Annotated in this window: 14 protein-coding genes and 2 riboswitches; of the genes, 4 read left to right on the top strand and 10 right to left on the bottom strand. The window is 69.3% G+C overall.

The genetic code is table 11. The features are described 5' to 3' along the window. Nucleotides 1-58: 58 nt before the first annotated feature. Nucleotides 59-265, top strand: a complete 207-nt coding sequence (locus MBR110_RS01580; RefSeq protein WP_181709139.1) for a hypothetical protein — start codon at nt 59-61, stop codon at nt 263-265. On the opposite strand, the gene MBR110_RS01575 is transcribed toward MBR110_RS01580, so the two are convergent. Both MBR110_RS01575 and MBR110_RS01570 read right to left on the bottom strand, forming a co-directional pair. Further along, nucleotides 231-1,358 (bottom strand): hypothetical protein, encoded by a 1,128-nt coding sequence (locus MBR110_RS01575; protein ID WP_059621849.1) that lies wholly within the window; start codon nt 1,356-1,358, stop codon nt 231-233. The two genes, MBR110_RS01580 and MBR110_RS01575, sit on opposite strands and share 35 nt — an antisense overlap. Then, entirely contained in the window at nt 1,355-3,058 is a 1,704-nt protein-coding gene (locus MBR110_RS01570) for a thiamine pyrophosphate-binding protein (RefSeq protein ID WP_059621851.1), read from the bottom strand. Before MBR110_RS01570 ends, MBR110_RS01575 begins: the two co-directional genes overlap by 4 nt. Before the next feature lie 278 nt (nt 3,059-3,336). On the opposite strand from MBR110_RS01570, the gene vapB reads away from it, so the two are divergent. Both vapB and MBR110_RS01560 read left to right on the top strand, forming a co-directional pair. Then, nucleotides 3,337-3,573, top strand: a complete 237-nt coding sequence (vapB, locus tag MBR110_RS01565) for a type II toxin-antitoxin system VapB family antitoxin (RefSeq protein WP_011882846.1) — start codon at nt 3,337-3,339, stop codon at nt 3,571-3,573. Next, the gene (locus tag MBR110_RS01560; RefSeq protein ID WP_034192973.1) at nt 3,573-3,974 is read left to right on the top strand and encodes a type II toxin-antitoxin system VapC family toxin; all 402 of its coding nucleotides are present in this window, start codon (nt 3,573-3,575) and stop codon (nt 3,972-3,974) included. The genes vapB and MBR110_RS01560 overlap by 1 nt, the downstream gene beginning before the upstream one ends. Before the next feature lie 67 nt (nt 3,975-4,041). Here MBR110_RS01560 and MBR110_RS01555 read toward each other — a convergent pair whose 3' ends face one another. From MBR110_RS01555 to MBR110_RS01520, 8 genes are all read right to left on the bottom strand, one after another. Continuing rightward, nucleotides 4,042-5,430, bottom strand: coding sequence for an L-serine ammonia-lyase (locus MBR110_RS01555; RefSeq protein ID WP_011882848.1), 1,389 nt, complete (start codon nt 5,428-5,430; stop codon nt 4,042-4,044). A 30-nt stretch (nt 5,431-5,460) separates the two neighbouring features. After that, on the bottom strand, nt 5,461-6,597 hold the full coding sequence (locus MBR110_RS01550) for an alginate lyase family protein (protein ID WP_045578623.1): 1,137 nt from the start codon (nt 6,595-6,597) through the stop codon (nt 5,461-5,463). Between the two features lie 151 nt (nt 6,598-6,748). Then, nucleotides 6,749-9,676 carry an aminomethyl-transferring glycine dehydrogenase gene (gene gcvP / locus MBR110_RS01545; protein ID WP_011882850.1) on the bottom strand — a complete coding sequence of 976 codons (2,928 nt, stop codon included), beginning with the start codon at nt 9,674-9,676 and terminating at the stop codon, nt 6,749-6,751. 60 nt (nt 9,677-9,736) lie between these two features. Continuing rightward, a complete protein-coding gene (gene gcvH / locus MBR110_RS01540) occupies nt 9,737-10,117 on the bottom strand; it encodes a glycine cleavage system protein GcvH (RefSeq protein ID WP_011882851.1) in 381 nt (126 codons plus the stop codon). A 123-nt stretch (nt 10,118-10,240) separates the two neighbouring features. After that, complete coding sequence (gcvT, locus tag MBR110_RS01535) at nt 10,241-11,359, bottom strand: glycine cleavage system aminomethyltransferase GcvT (protein ID WP_011882852.1); 1,119 nt, start codon at nt 11,357-11,359, stop codon at nt 10,241-10,243. Between the two features lie 85 nt (nt 11,360-11,444). Next, nucleotides 11,445-11,577, bottom strand: a riboswitch (glycine riboswitch). 33 nt (nt 11,578-11,610) lie between these two features. Continuing rightward, nucleotides 11,611-11,713: riboswitch (glycine riboswitch) on the bottom strand. Between the two features lie 111 nt (nt 11,714-11,824). Further along, nucleotides 11,825-12,193, bottom strand: a complete 369-nt coding sequence (locus MBR110_RS01530; protein ID WP_059460826.1) for a hypothetical protein — start codon at nt 12,191-12,193, stop codon at nt 11,825-11,827. A gap of 226 nt (nt 12,194-12,419) precedes the next feature. Beyond that, nucleotides 12,420-13,472, bottom strand: a complete 1,053-nt coding sequence (locus MBR110_RS01525) for an oxidoreductase (RefSeq protein WP_059561604.1) — start codon at nt 13,470-13,472, stop codon at nt 12,420-12,422. Between the two features lie 248 nt (nt 13,473-13,720). After that, nucleotides 13,721-14,431, bottom strand: coding sequence for an SGNH/GDSL hydrolase family protein (locus MBR110_RS01520; protein ID WP_059735508.1), 711 nt, complete (start codon nt 14,429-14,431; stop codon nt 13,721-13,723). Between the two features lie 326 nt (nt 14,432-14,757). Between MBR110_RS01520 and MBR110_RS01515 the strand changes: the two genes are divergently transcribed. Further along, the gene (locus tag MBR110_RS01515; protein ID WP_011882856.1) at nt 14,758-16,845 is read left to right on the top strand and encodes a UvrD-helicase domain-containing protein; all 2,088 of its coding nucleotides are present in this window, start codon (nt 14,758-14,760) and stop codon (nt 16,843-16,845) included. Nucleotides 16,846-16,869: the final 24 nt, after the last annotated feature.

Raw genomic sequence — 16,869 nt, 5'->3', positions numbered from 1 at the left:
GGGCGACGCAGGATGCGGCGGCGCGCGTGGGCGTCGGCGTGACCGCCGCGCTCGTAGCGTGCGCGCTCTGAGGCGGTCGTTCCAGCCGTACTTCCAGCCGCACTTCCAGCCGCACTTCCAGCCGCACTTCCAGCCGCACTTCCAGCCGCACTTCCAGCCGCACTTCCAGCCGCACTTCCAGCCGCACTTCCAGCCGCACTTCCAGCCGCACTTCCAGCCGCACTTCGACCCTAACTCCCCGCCGTACTCCCAGCCGCACCCGTGACCACCACGTCCCGCGCACTTGGCCAAGACAGCGCCGTCCAGTCGATCGCCCGGTAGGCGGCCTCGACCGCCGCAAGATCGTCCGGCCGCTCGCTGCGGTGCAGTCCGTGCAATTCGGCCGGCACGTTCACCGCCACCGGCACGCAGTGCGGATAGTCGCGCACGCGCAGTTCGGGGGCGATCGTCGTGAAACAGCCGAGCGTCGGCACGTCGAAGCCGTCCGCGATATGCAGTGCGGCCGTGTCGGGCGCGAGCAGCATGCTCGCACCGGCGATCCACGCGATGAAGTGCGCGGTGTCGGCCGCGTCGCGGCTCACGTCGACGTATGCGGGATGCGCGACCGGCCCGAACCCGGCCACCGGCATCCGGTAACGCTGCGCGAGCATGTCGACGAACGCGGCACGCAGCGCCGGCGGCACGCTGCGTACCGCGGTGCTCGCGGTCGGACAGAACAGCACGTAGGGCCGCCGCCATGCGGGCGGCAGCGCAGGCAGCGGCAGCTTCGCGAGCCAGCGGTTGCGCTTGTCGGCGGCCGGCACCGCGGCCGGATCGGTGCCGAGCGCGGCGAGGAAGAAGTCGATCATCGGCTCGCGCGCGAACGCCGGCCAGTACAGGTGATTGCCGAGATCGATGCAGCGCGTGTGCGCGGGCAGAGCATCGGCTGCGCAAGGCAGCGTGCGCGGCACGGCGACGACGTCGGCTGCGAGCGCATACAGCGCGTCGACGTAGCGCGGCGCGCGGGCCGGCCGGTACACCGTGAAGCGCAGCTGCGGATGGCGCGCGCGCAACGCCGCGAGCGCGCTCAGCCCGATCACCGAATCGCCGAGCGCGACGCCCATCCCGTTGATCACGTGCACGTCGGCCGTACGCGCGTAGTCGAGCCGGAACGGCCGCTGGGCCGCATGCAGCAGGCCCAGCGCAGGTGCGGCCGGCAGGTACTCGGCCGCCCATTCGCTGCCGTGCTCGAGATCGTACGGTGCGACCAGCGTGCCGTCGCGCGCGAGCAGCGTGCCGGGGTAGGCGAGCGCAGCGTCGCGCGACAGTGCGACGCCGACGCCCGCGCCGGCGCCCGCCGCAAGCGGTGTCGCGGTCATGCGCCGCGCGCGCGACGGCCCTGCTCGCGGATCTGCTCGAGGGTCGCGGCCGGCGTGCTGGCGTCCTGCGGGATGCGGATCTCGATCAGCGCCGGCAGTCCGCAGCCGAGCGCGCGCTCCAATGCCGGCCCGAACTCGGCGGTGTGCGCGACCGTCTCGCCATGCGCGCCGAACGCGCGCGCATATGCGGCGAAATCGGGGTTCGTCAGGCCCGTGCCGTGCACGCGTCCCGGATAGTTGCGCTCCTGATGCATGCGGATCGTGCCGAAATGGCCGTTGTTGACGACGATCACGACGATGTTCAGCCCGTACTGCATCGCGGTCGCGAGCTCGTTGCCGGCCATCATGAAGCAGCCGTCGCCGGCGAGCGCGACGACCGCGCGCGTCGGATAAAGCGACTTCGCGGCGAGCGCGGCCGGCAGCCCATAACCCATTGCGCCGCTGGTGGGCGCGAGCTGCGAACGAAAATGCCGGTACGCGAAGTGGCGATGCAGCCAGATCGCGTAATTGCCGGCGCCGTTGGTCAGGATCGCATCGTGCGGCAGACGCTCGCGCAACTGCACCATCACGTCGCCGAGCTGGACGTCGCCGGGCATCGGCAGCGGCGCATGCCATTCGCGGTACGCGCGGTGCGCATCGGCGACCGTGCCGGCCCACGGCCGTTGCGGCGGCGGCTCCAGCGCGGCGAGCGGCGCGGCGATCTCGGGCATCCCCGCCACGATCGGCAGATCGGGCGCATACACGCGGCCGAGCTCGTCGGCGCCCTGGTGGACGTGAATCAGCGTCTGGTGCGTCTTCGGGATGTCGAGCAGCGTGTAGCCGGCCGTCGTCGCTTCGCCGAGCCGCGGGCCGAGCACGAGCAGCAGGTCGGCGTCGCGAATGCGCCGGCCGAGCGCGGGATTGATGCCGAGACCGACGTCGCCTGCGTAGTTCGGATGCGCGTTGTCGAACGTGTCCTGGAAGCGGAACGCGCACGCGACGGGCAACTGCCAGCGCTCGACGAAGGTTCGCAGGTTCGCGCAGGCGTCGGGCGTCCAGCCGCTGCCGCCGACGATCACGAACGGCCGCTCGGCGCGCGCGAGCCGTTCGCGCAATTCGTCGAGCTGCGCGGCCGACGGCGACGCCGCGATGCGTTTCGCGGCCGGCACGGCCGGTTGCGGCGCACATGCTTCGGACAACACGTCTTCCGGCAGCGCGAGCACGACGGGCCCTGGGCGGCCCGAGGTCGCGACATGGAACGCGTGGCTCAGATATTCGGGAATGCGGCGCGGGTCATCGATCTGCGCGACCCACTTCGCCATCTGGCCGAACATGCGGCGATAGTCGATTTCCTGGAACGCTTCGCGATCGAGGTGTTCGCGCGCGCACTGGCCGACGAACAGGATCATCGGCGTCGAATCCTGGAACGCCGTATGCACGCCGATCGACGCGTGGGTCGCTCCCGGCCCGCGCGTGACGAACGCGATGCCGGGCCGGCTCGTCAGCTTGCCGACCGCCTCGGCCATGTTGGCCGCCGCCGCCTCGTGCCGGCAGACGACCGTCTGGATGCGCGCGGTGTCGTCCGCGAGCGCATCGAGCACGGCGAGGAAGCTCTCGCCCGGCACGCAGAACACGCGTTCGACGTGATTGGCGAGCAACGCATCGACGAGCAGTCGCGCGCCCGTGGTGGTGCGCGGCTCGAGATCCTTGGAATGCGACATGGGCTGCCGTCTCCCTGGGTAGCGGGACGTACAGCTTACGCCGGTTGCCCGCCCGGTGAAAAGGGGCGGAACGAGGGGCGTTCACCGGAGCACGGCCGGGCGTTCGCGCCGCTTTCGACTGGCCGGACGGCCGGCTTGTGCGGGCGCGTGCGCCGGTGGAAAGTGGGCGCTGTGAATATCGGGCCGGACGATGGAGGGAGCTTATGTACACACAGGGATTTACATCACGCATGGCGTCATATGATGTACATCCTCAGTACATCCGACGAGAGGTCGACATGCATACCACGAGGGTATTTCGGAACGGCAATTCGCAGGCCGTGCGAATTCCTGCGGATCTCGCTTATGAGCGCAGCGATATCGAGCTCGAGATCGAGCGCATCGGCGACGAGATCCGCATCCGGCCGGCGCGACGGCCGTTGACGCAGGTGCTCAAGAAGTTCGCGAAGTTCGCGCCCGATTTCATGGCGGAAGGGCGTGGCGACCACGAGCAGGCCGAACGCGAGGGGTTGTGATGCCGCGCTACATGCTCGACACCAACATGTGCATCTACTTGATGAAGAGCCAGCCCGAGCAAGTGGCGAAGCGATTTGCGCAGTGCTACACGGGCGACGTCGTGATGTCGGCGATCACGTGTGCCGAGCTGGAGTACGGCGTCACCGCTTGCGCGGCGCCCGCGCGTGAGCGCCGCCATCTTGCGGCGCTGATCGAGGATATTCCCGTCGCGCCGTTCGACGCCGCGGCCGCGCAAGCATATGGGCCCGTGCGTGACGCAACGCGCGCATGGAAGAAGGATCATCTCGACAAACTGATCGCCGCTCATGCGGTGTCGCTCGATGTCGTGCTGGTGACGAATGACGAGCGCGATTTCACGAGCTATCCGGGATTGCGGCTGGAGAACTGGCTGAACGATTAGCGCCGGGCGGCGCGTGCGGCGGCAAGGCGCGACGGCGATTCGCGCCGCCTTGCCGCCGTGCCGCGCATCAGCACTCGACGATGTTCACGGCGAGCCCGCCGCGCGACGTTTCCTTGTACTTCGTCTTCATGTCGGCGCCCGTCTCGCGCATCGTCTTGATCACCGAATCGAGCGACACGTAGTGCGAGCCGTCGCCGCGCAGCGCCATGCGCGCCGCGTTGACGGCCTTCACCGACGCCATCGCGTTGCGCTCGATGCACGGGATCTGCACCATCCCGCCGACCGGGTCGCAGGTGAGGCCGAGGTTGTGCTCCATCCCGATCTCGGCCGCGTTCTCGACCTGGCGCGGCGTGCCGCCGAGCACGGCGGCGAGCGCGCCGGCCGCCATCGAGCACGCGACGCCCACTTCGCCCTGACAGCCCACTTCCGCGCCGGAAATCGACGCGTTGAGCTTGTACAGGATGCCGATCGCCGCGGCCGTCAGCAGGAAGTCGATCACGCCCTGTTCGTTCGCGCCCGGCGTGAAGCGCGTGTAGTAATGCAGCACCGCGGGAACGATGCCGGCCGCGCCGTTGGTCGGCGCGGTCACGACGCGGCCGCCGGCCGCGTTCTCCTCGTTGACCGCGATCGCATACAGGTTGATCCAGTCGACCATCGACAGCGGGTCCTGCAGCGCGCGCTCGGGGTTGCCGGTCAGCGCGCGATACAGCTGCGGCGCGCGGCGCTTGACCTGGAACGGGCCGGGCAGGTTGCCGTCGGCGTTCGGGTTGCCGATCCCGCAGCCGCGCGACACGCACGACTGCATCACCGCCCAGATCTTCAGCAGGCCGTCGCGCGTCTGTTCCTCGGTGTGCCACGCGCGCTCGTTTTCCCACATCAACTGCGCGATCGACTTGCCGGTCGACTCGGCCAGCGCGAGCAGCTCGGCGCCGGTGCGAAACGGATGCGTCATCTGCTCGGCCGCGCTCAGCACCTTCGTGTTCGGCGCGCCGGCCGTCACGACGAAGCCGCCGCCGACCGACAGATAGGTGCGCTCGGCGAGCACCGCGCCCGCCGCGTCGGCGGCGCGCAGTTTCATCCCGTTCGGATGCTCCGGCAGCGCCTGCCGGTAGAACGCGATGTGCTCCTTCAGCACGAACGGCACAGGATGCCTGCCGAGCAGCGCGAGCTGCTTCGACGTGCGGATCTGTTCGAGCCGCGCGTCGATGGTGTCCGGATCGACGGTGTCGGGCGCGTCGCCGAGCAGCCCGAGCATCACGCCGCGGTCGGTGCCGTGGCCCTTGCCGGTCGCCCCGAGCGAGCCGTACAGCTCGACCTTCACGTGGGCGGTCGCGTCGAGCAGCCCGTCGCGCTCCAGGCCCTGAACGAACATCAGCGCCGCGCGCATCGGGCCGACCGTATGCGAGCTGGACGGGCCGATGCCGATCTTGAAGAGGTCAAACACGCTGACTGCCATTTCGATTCCTGCCTTGCGTTGAAAGTAGTGCTAGCGCGCCTGCAGCGGCAGGCACGCGGCCAGCCATGCGGGCGGCATGACGGAGAGCTGCCGCGCGACGCGGGCATAGCGCCCGTCGAGCCGCGCGGCCAGATGAAAGAGTTCGGTGGCGTTTTTCGGGTCCCACTGCCCCGTGTAGCCCGGCAGCCCGGCTTCGCGGCGCTTCGCGTCGAACGGCACCGCCGAATGCACGAATTCGTCGTGCGTCTTCTCGCCGCGCGCATACGGCACGAGCCAGTCGAGCGCGGCCGCGAGCGTCGCGCCGTTCGTGCCGCGCTCGCGCAGCCAGTTACGGTTGAAGCGGCGTGCGGCGAGCGCGGCCGTTACCAGCGGCTGCAGGTCGTACACCGTGTAGTGCAGCGCATCGCGCTCGTCGAAGTCCCAGGTCTTGCCGTCCGCGCCGATGTTGTCGGCGAGGTGTTCGACGAACAGCCGCTGCGCGGCGTTCATCATCCGGCGGTCGCCGAGCGTGAAGGCCGACAGCGCGATCAGCTTGATCCGGTGGCTCTGCCAGTTGTTGCGCCAGGTGCCGGTGAGCGGACGCTTCTGCGCGTCGATCTGCGCGACGTAGCCCGCGCCGAGCTTCGCGATGAACGCCGCGGTCGCGTTGCGGGTCTTCACCGGCAGCGCGCTGGCGGTCATGTCGTACGCGATGATCAGGCTGTCGAAGCGCGTCTCGTCGATCGGATTGAAGCTCGGCTCGTAGGTCGACACCCACGCGGACAGGAAGCGGTCGACCAGCTGCAGGTAGCGCGGCGCATTGGTCACCCGCCACGCGAGCGCGGCGTCGCGCATCAGCTCCATGTCCTTCAGCGCGTCGTTGCTCTGGTCGTAGATGCCTTCATGCGGCAGCGTGCCTTCGGTATGCACGCGCGGCATCGCCTTCGGCTGTTCGCCGATGCGCGCGTCGACGCTGCGGATCAGCGCCTGCACGCCCGGCTCGGCCTGCGTCGTCTCGCTCGCCTGCAACGCGGGCGCCGCGCAGAAATTCATGGCAGCGCGCGCGCTGCCGGCCGTACCGAGGCCGGCAACGACGAGCGACAGCGACGCGACGAGCAACGGCAACGAACGGCGCGTGGCCGGCCGGTCCTGCGTTGCACCATGGCCCGGAAACATCGGACGCACCATGCGGAACTCCTTGATTGGCTGGATCGCGTGTGATGTTAGCCCGATCGGCGGTCCAGCGCGCACCGGACGGCCCGGCCGACAACGCAAAAACCGCACGCAACCAGCGGTTGCGTGCGGTCCGGTCACGATCGGAGGCCGGTGTCGCCGCGCGTTATGCGTATTCCGACATCGGCACGCACGAGCAGAACAGGTTGCGGTCGCCGTATGCGTTGTCCGCGCGGCCGACCGGCGGCCAGTACTTGTTCGTGACGAGCGATGCGACCGGATACGCGGCCTGCTCGCGCGAGTACGCATGCGGCCACTCGTTCGCGGTGACGACGGCTGCCGTATGCGGCGCGTGACGCAGCGGGTTGTCCTCGCGGTCGGCGCGGCCTTCCTCGACGGCGCGGATTTCCTCGCGGATCGCGATCATCGCGGCGATGAAGCGGTCGAGTTCTTCCTGCGATTCCGATTCGGTCGGCTCGACCATCAGCGTGCCGGGCACCGGGAAGCTCATCGTCGGCGCGTGGAAGCCGTAGTCCATCAGGCGCTTCGCGACGTCGTCGACGGTGATGCCGCTGGTTTCCTTGATCGGCCGCAGGTCGAGAATGCACTCGTGCGCGACGAGTCCGCCCGGGCCCGAATACAGCACCGGGTAGTGCGGCGCGAGGCGCTTCGCGATGTAGTTCGCGTTGAGGATCGCCGTCTCGGTGGCGGCGGTCAGGTTCTTCGCGCCCATCATCGCGATGTACATCCACGAGATCGGCAGGATCGACGCGGAGCCGTACGGCGCGGCCGACACCGCGCCGATCCCTTCTTCGCCGCGCGCGTAGCCGGTCGAACGCTGGTTCGGCAGGAACTTCGCGAGGTGCGGGCCGACCGCGACCGGGCCGACGCCCGGGCCGCCGCCGCCGTGCGGGATGCAGAAGGTCTTGTGCAGGTTCAGGTGCGACACGTCGCCGCCGAACTGGCCCGGCGCGGTGAGGCCGACCATCGCGTTCATGTTCGCGCCGTCGACGTACACCTGGCCGCCGTGCGCATGGACGATCTCGCAGATCTCGCGCACGTTCTGCTCGAACACGCCGTGCGTCGACGGATACGTGATCATGATCGCCGCGAGGTCGTTCGCGTGCTGTTCGGCCTTCGCTTTCAGGTCGGCGATGTCGACGTTGCCCTGCGCGTCGCACGCGACGACCACGACCTTCATGCCGGCCATGTGCGCGGACGCCGGGTTGGTGCCGTGCGCGGACGCCGGGATCAGGCAGACGTCGCGATGCGCTTCGCCGCGCGACGCGTGGTACGCATGGATCACCAGCAGCCCCGCGTACTCGCCCTGCGAGCCGGCGTTCGGCTGCAGCGACACGGCCGCGTAGCCGGTGGCCGCGACGAGCATCTGCTCGAGCTGGTCGATCATCTCGCGGTAGCCGGCCGTCTGCTCGGACGGCGCGAACGGATGGATGCGGCCGAACTCGGGCCACGTGACCGGCAGCATTTCCGACGTCGCGTTCAGCTTCATCGTGCACGAGCCGAGCGGAATCATCGAGCGGTCGAGCGCGAGGTCCTTGTCCGACAGGCTGCGCAGGTAGCGCAGCATCTCGGTTTCGGAATGGTGGCGGTTGAACACGTGGTGCGTCAGGTACGCGCTCGTGCGCTCGAGGCCGGCCGGCAGCGCGGCGACGCCGGGCAGGCCCGCGTCCAGCGCGTCGACGTCCGGCGCGGTGCCGCCCGCGGCCTGCGCGAACACGGCCAGCAGATCGGCGAGGTCGTCGCGGGTCGTCGTTTCGTCGACCGACACGCCGACTTGCGTGTCGCTGACGCGGCGCAGGTTGATGCGCTTCGCGTTCGCGAAGGCGTGGAGCTGCGCGGTGCGTGCGCCGGCGTCGATCGTCAGCGTGTCGAAGAAGGTGTCGTTGACGGTCGTGAAGCCGAGCTGCTTGACGCCCGCGGCGAGCAGTGCGGCGATGCGGTTCACGCGCAGCGCGATCGTCTTCAGGCCGTGCGGGCCGTGATAGACCGCGTACATGCTCGCCATGATCGCGAGCAGCGCCTGCGCGGTACACACGTTCGACGTGGCCTTCTCGCGGCGGATGTGCTGTTCGCGCGTCTGCAGCGCGAGGCGCAGCGCGGGCTTGCCCTGCGCGTCGACGGTCACGCCGACGAGACGGCCCGGCATCTGGCGCTTGAATTCGTCGCGCACGGCCATGTAGGCGGCGTGCGGGCCGCCGAAGCCCATCGGCACGCCGAAGCGCTGCGTGTTGCCGACCGCGACGTCCGCGCCCCATTCGCCGGGCGGCGTCAGCACGGTCAGCGCGAGCAGGTCGGCCGCGACGACGACATGGCCGCCCGCCGCGTGGATCGCGTCGGTGAGCGCGCGGTAGTCGCGCACGTCGCCGTTCACGCCCGGATACTGGAGCAGCACGCCGAACGCGCCGGCCTGCGCGGCCTCGGCGGCCGGGCCGGTCTTCACTTCGATGCCGATCGGCAGCGCGCGCGTGCGGACTACTTCGAGGGTTTGCGGCAGCACGTCGTCGGCCACGTAGAACACGTTCGACTTCGGCTTGCCGGTGCGTTGCAGCAGCGTCATCGCTTCGGCCGCGGCCGTTGCTTCGTCGAGCAGCGACGCGTTCGAGATCGCGAGGCCGGTCAGATCGACGACCATCTGCTGGAAGTTCAGGAGCGCCTCGAGGCGGCCCTGGGAAATTTCGGGCTGGTACGGCGTGTACGCCGTGTACCACGCCGGGTTTTCGAGCACGTTACGCAGGATCACGGCCGGCGTGTGCGAGTCGTAATAGCCCTGGCCGATGTACGAGCGGAACACCTGGTTCTTGTCCGCGAGCGCGCGCAGCGCGGCGAGCGCTTCGGCCTCGCTCTTCGGCTGCGCGAACGGGCCGAGCGGCAGCGCTTCGGCGCGGCGGATCGACGCGGGGATCACGGCGTCGATCAGGGCGGCGCGCGACGCGAAGCCGAGCGTGTCGAGCATGGCCTGCTGGCTGGCGGCATCGGGGCCGATGTGGCGTTCTGCGAACGCGTCGTGCGTTTCGAGCGCGGCGAGCGAGAGGGGCGTGCGGTTCATCAGGCGGTCCGGGTGTTCGTGCTTCATGGCGTGACTCTGGTCCCGCGCGCGCCGGCTGGCCGGCCGCGCGCGGTTCGGGTAGGGGAATTAGTCGATCAGCTTGCTGTACGCGGCGGCGTCGATCAGCTTGTCGGTCGATGCGCCGTCGGCGAGCTTCAGCTTGAACAGCCACACGCCATAGGCGTCGCCGTTCACGCCTTCGGGCGAATCGGTCGCTTCTTCGTTGATCGCGACGACTTCGCCGGACACTGGCGAGTAGATGTCGGATGCCGCCTTCACCGATTCGACGACGCCCACCGCGTCGCCCGCATTCACCGACTTGCCGACTTGCGGCAGCTCGAGGAAGACGATGTCGCCGAGCGTGCTCTGCGCGTGATCGGTGATGCCGACCGTCAGCGTGCCGTCTGCCTCGGTGCGGACCCACTCGTGTTCGTCGGTGTACTTCAGATCGGCCGGGACGTTGCTCATCGGATGCTCCTGGATAAAAGATGTGTTCGTTATGCTGGCGCGCCGTCGGGGTGCGCCGGATGGGGTTGCGCCGGGCGCCATTCCCGGCTTTGCCGGGCGGCGGCCGTGGCCGCTTCCCGGTCGTTACGCAGCGAGGACCTTGCCGTTGCGCACGAACGGCAGTTTTACCACGCGCGCGGGAAGTTGCTTGTCTCGAATCTGCACATGGACGATGTCGCCGAGCTGGACGGCGGCCGGCACGCGCGCGAACGCGATCGACTCCTGCATCGACGGCGAGAACGTGCCGCTCGTGATCTCGCCTTCGCCGTGCGGCGTGACGACTTTCTGGTGCGCGCGCAGCACGCCGCCCGCCTTGCCGTTTTCCTTCTGCAGGATCAGGCCGACGAACGCGGCGCGCGTGCCGTCGCGCTCGAGCGCGGGGCGGCCGACGAATTCGCGCGGGGCGGAGAGATCGACCGTCCATGCGAGGCCGGCGTCGAGCGGGGACACGGTTTCGTCCATGTCCTGGCCGTACAGGTTCATGCCGGCCTCGAGGCGCAGCGTGTCGCGCGCGCCGAGCCCGCACGGGCGCACGCCGTTTTGCTGCAGCGCGTTCCAGAGCGCGACGACGTGCACGGCGGGGACGATCACTTCGAAGCCGTCTTCGCCGGTGTAGCCGGTGCGCGCGACGGTGAGATCGCCGAACGGCGTGCCGGCGACCTGCGCGGCGTTGAACGGCTTGAGCTCGCTCGTCGCGGCGCGCGCGGCGGGCACGGTGGCCCAGACTTTTTCACGGGCGTTCGGGCCTTGGACGGCCACGATCGCGAAATCGCGGCGCGGCGCGATCGTCAGGCCGTATCCGCCTTGTTCGTTGAGCTGGTTGAACCACGCGATGTCCTTCTCGGCCGTGCCGGCGTTGACCACCACGCGGAAGAAGTCTTCGGTGAAGTAATAGACGATCAGATCGTCGATGACGCCGCCTTGCGGATTGAGCAGGCACGAGTAGAGCGCCTTGCCGGGCGTCTTGAGCTTGCCGACGTTGTTGGCGAGCGCATGCTCGAAGAACGCGCGCACGCGGCTGCCGGTGAAATCGACGACGCACATGTGCGACACGTCGAACATGCCGGCGTCGGTGCGCACGGCTTCGTGCTCTTCGATCTGCGAGCCGTAGTTGACGGGCATGTCCCAGCCGCCGAAGTCGACCATGCGGGCATTGAGCGCGCGGTGCGCGGCGTTGAGCGGGGTGTGATTCAGGGCAGTCATCGAGGCCTCAGGCAAGGCGCTTGCGCGCGGGTCAGAACGGCCATGTGCGGACCTTCGCGGCCGTGTGGCCTGCGAGCGATCCGGTACATGCCCCTCTGTCCTCGATACCTGAGAGATTGCGCTGCGGACCAAGCCGGCAAACGCGCGCCCCTTCGGTGGGCAGCCTGCCCGCGCAGCATGTGCGCAGCGGGCTACTGCCGCTCTCCAGAGTGCGGGGAAGGCGGCCCGCGCAATGCGCGGAACGGGATTCCCCGACGCGGTCGGTCCTTTTGCCTGAGAGTTTGCGGGTGTGCCCCTTCGGCGGCGCGACCGGCGTATCGACTATGCGGTCACGCGCTCTCCCGACGCGTGCGGGCGACTGTACGCGAGCGGGTCGGCGTTGTCAATTTGAGCAAAAGAATGTCGCTTCGCGACAAGCGCGGCGCGGGCGCCGACGTGCTCGCCGGCGCCCGCGCGCGCCCGGCGTCACTCGCCGATCGCGCGTGCGGCCGTGTCGAGTTCCTGGTTCAGCACGCGCTGCTCGTCGCCGGACAGACCGCCACTGTGCTGCGTCGACATGTCGCTCGCCTCCTGGCGGATCACGTCGAGGCGATGGTGCAGCTGCGCGCCGTACGGCGGCGGATAGTAGCCGCCGTTCACGCGCGCGTCGATGCGGCGGTGCAGATTGTCGATCCGGCCCTGCACTTCCTGCATGCGCTCGTTGGCGACGACCTGCGGGTTCGGGCGCGGCGGCGGCGGCGGAACCTGCCGGACCGATCGCGGCGGCTGCACGACACAGGCCGCGAGTGCGGAAACCAGAACGCAGCATGCCGCTGCGCGAATCAACCGTTGCATCACAATTCTCCTGACGGTTTGGTGTCGGATCGACTTTTTGAGAAACGCGTCAGACCGGGGCAGCGCTGACTTTCGTTCCCGCACCATTTGTAACGGTTTGTTCGGCGGGGTTGTTCCGTGATGCGGCGCGAGCGGCCGCCGCGCGGGCGCGCGGCACGGTGCGGCCGGACCGCGGATCGAGCTTGCCGCGACGGCCGGCGCGGCAAGGGCCCGCGCCGACCGCCTTTCAGACGACGCGCCGTACGAACGGTACGCGGCGGCCTTCGTGTTCGCTCTGCGCGGCAAGCTCGATGATGGTCATCACGTCGACGGCGTCCTGCGGCGTGACGGGGAACGGCGCGCCGTCGTGGACGGCCGCGGCGAGCGCCCGGTAGAACTCCGCGTACTGGCCGTCGAGCGTCGGCACCGGCCGCTCGACCTCGACCTCGCCTTCGAGCGTGCGCAGCACGCCGGGCGGGTTGCCGCCGCCGAATTCGACGTCGTCGGGCGTGAGGCCGGCCTTCAGCTGGTCCTCCTGCGTGTCGAGCCCGAACTTCTGGTAGCTGCCGCGCGTGCCGTGCAGCGTGAAGCGCGCGGGCTCGATCGCCGACAGCGCGCTCGCGTGCAGCGCGACGTCCTTGTCCGGGTAGCCGAGCATCAGGTGTACGAAGTCGGGCGCCGTGCCGTTGTCGCGGCGCGTCTTGACCGTCGCGCTGACCGTCTCGGGCAGGCCGAACAATGCGAGCGCCTGATCGATCAGATGCGGGCCGAGGTCGAGCAGCAGGCCGCCGCCGCGGGCCGGCTCCTCGCGCCAGCGAGTGCGCGGGGTCGGGCGGAAACGGTCGAAGTGCGACGTGAAGTAGGTGAGGCGGCCGAGCTCGCCCGATTCGACGATCCGGCGCACGGTGAGGAAGTCGCCGTCCCAGCGGCGGTTGTGGAACGGCGCGAACAGGCGGCTGCGCGCGTTGGCGAGCCGGGCGAGCGCGAGCGCTTCGTCGGCGGTCAGCGTGACCGGCTTGTCGACGACCACGTGGCGGCCGGCTTCGAGCACTTGGCGCGCGAGCGTGAAGTGCGTGTCGTTCGGCGTGGCGATCACCACGCAGTCGATGACGTCCAGCCGCAGCAGCGTTTCGAGGTCGGGGACGATGCGCGCGCCCGGATATGCGGCGCGCGCGCGATCGGGTTGCCCCGTTGAGATCGCGGTGACCTCGGTGCGGCCGCTCGTGGCGATCACCGGCGCGTGGAACGTCGCGCCGGCGAAACCGAAACCCATCAAACCAATCCTGAGCAATGACGACATGGCAATTCCTGGCTGCGTACGAAACGAAAGGATGGCGCGCCGGGTTGGCGCGGGGACGACCGGCTATTTTGGCATGGCGCGGCGACCCGCATCGCCGGGGCCGGCAGAATGCCCGTCGGCAAGCGGCAAGCGGCAAGCGGCAAGCGGCAAGCGGCAACCGCGTCGGCGCGGCAGGCATTCGCCGTGCCTTTGTGGGCGGCACTGTTGCGGATGCGGTGCCGCAACCGGCCGCCCGCTATCGCGCGCCGTCACGCAGCAGCTCGCTGCCGCGCCACCGCGTCGGCGACCTGCGCGGCCCAAGCCTCGCAGGCCGCCGCGCCCGGATGGAAGCCGTCGGCGGCCATCTGGTCGCGCTCGAACGACAGCGCGACGCGCAGGAACGTGCAGTTCGGCCGCGGCGCCGCCCATTCGGCCAGCGCCGCGTTGAGCCGTTTCGCGCGCCGCCCCAGATACCACGCGAGCGGCTGAGGCAGTGCGGGGAAGCGCTCCATCGGCGGCACGGCCGACAGGATCACGTGCGCGACCTGAAAGCGCGTGGCGAGCAGTTGCACGAGCTCGGCCTGCTGCGCGCGCCAGCGGGCCGGCGGCACGCCGCCCGTCACGTCGTTGACGCCGAGCGACGTCACCGCGACGTCGAACCGCCCGGCCGGCTCGGTCGCGAGCCAGTCGATCAGCTCGCGCGTGGTCAGCCCCGTGCGGGCGAGCAGTTTCCAGTGCACCCGATGCGTGGCGGCGAGCCGCCGCGCCAGTTGCCCGGACAGCGCGTCGCATTGCGACGCGACGCCGACGCCCGCGGCAGCCGAATCGCCGACCACCAGCACGCGCAGCGGCGGGCCGTCGCCGGTCACGCCGTCGCGCGGGCCGGCTGCCTCGGGCAGCCGCGGCGTGACGCGGCGTACGTGACGGCCTTGCAGGAACAGCAGCGGGCCGAGGGCGGCGGTGGCAAGCGGGTATCCCATGGAGTCGATCCGGTGAAGTGGCGGGGCGGGGCGGCCCGGCGCGGGGCCGAGCAGCGCGCCGGACGTGCAGCCATTGTGGCCGATCGGACCGGCGAAATGGCGACGAGAGGGCCGGATTAGCCGTTCGGCCGACCCGCGAAAACGAGCGTCCCGCGGGCGGCCCGTGGGCGTCCCGCCCGCTCTGCCCCATACGGCGGGCCTCCCGAAAAGCGGGCCGCCGACGTGTTAACATGCGCGTCCTGCCCGCGCGTGAGCCTGCATTCCAGCCGTCGCGCGCGCGGCATCCTCCCGGCGTTCCGCCGTCAACCGCAACATCATCCGCCATCATGTCCGCAGGCCTCAACCCCGCTCAGAACGAAGCGGTGCGCTACCTCGACGGTCCCTGCCTCGTGCTCGCCGGCGCGGGCAGCGGCAAGACCCGCGTGATCACGCAGAAGATCGCGCACCTGATCGAAGCGAAAGGCTTCGAGCCGCGCCACATCGCGGCCGTCACCTTCACGAACAAGGCGGCCGCCGAGATGCGCGAGCGCGTGTCGAAGCTGCTGGAGGGCAAGACGCTCACCACGCCCGGCAAGGAAGGCCGCAAGGTGCCCGTCAATCAGCTCACCGTGTGCACGTTCCACTCGCTCGGCGTGCAGATCCTGCGTCAGGAAGCCGAGCACGTGGGCCTGAAGCCGCAGTTCTCGATCATGGATTCGGACGACTGTTTCGGCATGATCCAGGAGCAGATCGGCACCACCGACAAGGGGCTGATCCGCAAGATCCAGAGCACCATCTCGCTGTGGAAGAACGGCCTGATCATGCCCGAGGAGGCGATGACCATCGCGGCCAACGAGGACGAACACCAGGCCGCGCTCGTCTACCGCAACTACGTCGCGACGCTGCACGCGTACCAGGCCGTCGATTTCGACGACCTGATCCGCCTGCCGGCCGAGCTGTTCGCGAACAACGAGCAGGTGCGCGACCGCTGGCAGAACAAGCTGCGCTACCTGCTGATCGACGAATACCAGGACACCAACGCGTGCCAGTACGAGCTGCTGAAGCTGCTGGCCGGCCCGCGCGCCGCGTTCACGGCGGTCGGCGACGACGATCAGGCGATCTACGGCTGGCGCGGCGCGACGCTCGAGAACCTCGCGCAGCTCGGCAAGGATTTCCCGAAGCTGCACGTGATCAAGCTCGAGCAGAACTACCGGTCGACGGTGCGGATCCTGACCGCCGCGAACAACGTGATCGCGAACAACCCGAAGCTGTTCGAGAAGAAGCTGTGGTCCGAGCACGGGATGGGCGATTCGATCACCGTCACGCCGTGCAACGACGAGGAGCACGAGGCCGAATCGGTCGTGTTCCGGCTGTCCGCGCACAAGTTCGAGCGGCGCGCGCAGTTTCGCGACTACGCGATCCTGTATCGCGGCAACTTCCAGGCGCGGATCTTCGAGCAGGTGCTGCGGCGCGAGCGGATTCCGTACGTGCTGTCGGGCGGCCAGTCGTTCTTCGACAAGGCGGAGATCAAGGACCTGTGCGCGTATCTGCGGCTGATCGCGAACGCCGACGACGATCCCGCGTTCATCCGCGCGGTCACGACGCCGCGCCGCGGGATCGGCAATACGACGCTCGAGGCGCTCGGCTCGTTTGCCGGGCAGGCGAAGGTGTCGCTGTTCGAGGCCGTGTACATGGGCGGCATCGAGGCGCGGCTGTCGGCGCGGCAGGTCGAGCCGCTGCGGATGTTTTGCGACTTCATCCAGCGCCTGACCGAGCGTGCGGACAAGGAGCCGGCGAGCGTCGTGCTCGACGACATGATGGACGCCATTCACTACGAGGCGTACCTGTACGACGCGTTCGACGAGCGGCAGGCGCAGTCGAAATGGCAGAACGTGCTCGAATTCCTCGAATGGCTGAAGCGCAAGGGCACCAAGCCGGAGACCGAAGCCGTGGACGGCGAGGCCGAGGGCTTCCACAACGCGGACGGGCTGGCGGACACCGGCAAGAATCTGCTCGGCCTGATTCAGACGGTCGCGCTGATGTCGATGCTCGAAGGCAAGGACGAGGACCCGGACGCGGTGCGTCTGTCGACGGTGCATGCGTCGAAGGGGCTCGAGTATCCGCACGTGTTCCTGGTCGGCGTCGAGGAAGGGATCATGCCGCACCGCGGCGGCAGCGACGACGACGGCCCGGTCGACAGCGAGCGGATCGAGGAGGAGCGCCGGCTGATGTACGTCGCGATCACGCGCGCGCAGCGCAGCCTGCACCTGAACTGGTGCAAGAAGCGCAAGCGGGCGCGGGAGACGGTGGTGTGCGAGCCGTCGCGCTTCATCCCCGAGATGGGGCTCGACGAAGCGCCGCCGCCGACGCCGGAGGAAGCGCCGATGACGCCGAAGGACCGGCTCGCGAGTTTGAAGGCGTTGTTGCAGAAGTAATTCCGCGAATCGTTGCGCCGTTCC

Source organism: Burkholderia sp. MBR-1 (assembly GCF_013822785.1).
In the GTDB taxonomy this organism is placed as follows: Bacteria; Pseudomonadota; Gammaproteobacteria; order Burkholderiales; family Burkholderiaceae; genus Burkholderia; species Burkholderia vietnamiensis.
The sequence above is the reverse complement of the archived record's forward strand: the minus strand, read 5'-3'. Positions and strand labels throughout refer to the sequence as shown.

Bases quoted from the DNA above. Each gene is read 5' to 3' on its own strand.
- MBR110_RS01575 (WP_059621849.1), bottom strand. From the start codon at position 1,358: ATGACCGCGACACCGCTTGCGGCGGGCGCCGGCGCGGGCGTCGGCGTC.
- MBR110_RS01570 (WP_059621851.1), bottom strand. From the start codon at position 3,058: ATGTCGCATTCCAAGGATCTCGAGCCGCGCACCACCACGGGCGCGCGA.
- vapB (WP_011882846.1), top strand. From the start codon at position 3,337: ATGCATACCACGAGGGTATTTCGGAACGGCAATTCGCAGGCCGTGCGA.
- MBR110_RS01560 (WP_034192973.1), top strand. From the start codon at position 3,573: ATGCCGCGCTACATGCTCGACACCAACATGTGCATCTACTTGATGAAG.
- MBR110_RS01555 (WP_011882848.1), bottom strand. From the start codon at position 5,430: ATGGCAGTCAGCGTGTTTGACCTCTTCAAGATCGGCATCGGCCCGTCC.
- MBR110_RS01550 (WP_045578623.1), bottom strand. From the start codon at position 6,597: ATGGTGCGTCCGATGTTTCCGGGCCATGGTGCAACGCAGGACCGGCCG.
- gcvP (WP_011882850.1), bottom strand. From the start codon at position 9,676: ATGAAGCACGAACACCCGGACCGCCTGATGAACCGCACGCCCCTCTCG.
- gcvH (WP_011882851.1), bottom strand. From the start codon at position 10,117: ATGAGCAACGTCCCGGCCGATCTGAAGTACACCGACGAACACGAGTGG.
- gcvT (WP_011882852.1), bottom strand. From the start codon at position 11,359: ATGACTGCCCTGAATCACACCCCGCTCAACGCCGCGCACCGCGCGCTC.
- MBR110_RS01530 (WP_059460826.1), bottom strand. From the start codon at position 12,193: ATGCAACGGTTGATTCGCGCAGCGGCATGCTGCGTTCTGGTTTCCGCA.
- MBR110_RS01525 (WP_059561604.1), bottom strand. From the start codon at position 13,472: ATGTCGTCATTGCTCAGGATTGGTTTGATGGGTTTCGGTTTCGCCGGC.
- MBR110_RS01520 (WP_059735508.1), bottom strand. From the start codon at position 14,431: ATGGGATACCCGCTTGCCACCGCCGCCCTCGGCCCGCTGCTGTTCCTG.
- MBR110_RS01515 (WP_011882856.1), top strand. From the start codon at position 14,758: ATGTCCGCAGGCCTCAACCCCGCTCAGAACGAAGCGGTGCGCTACCTC.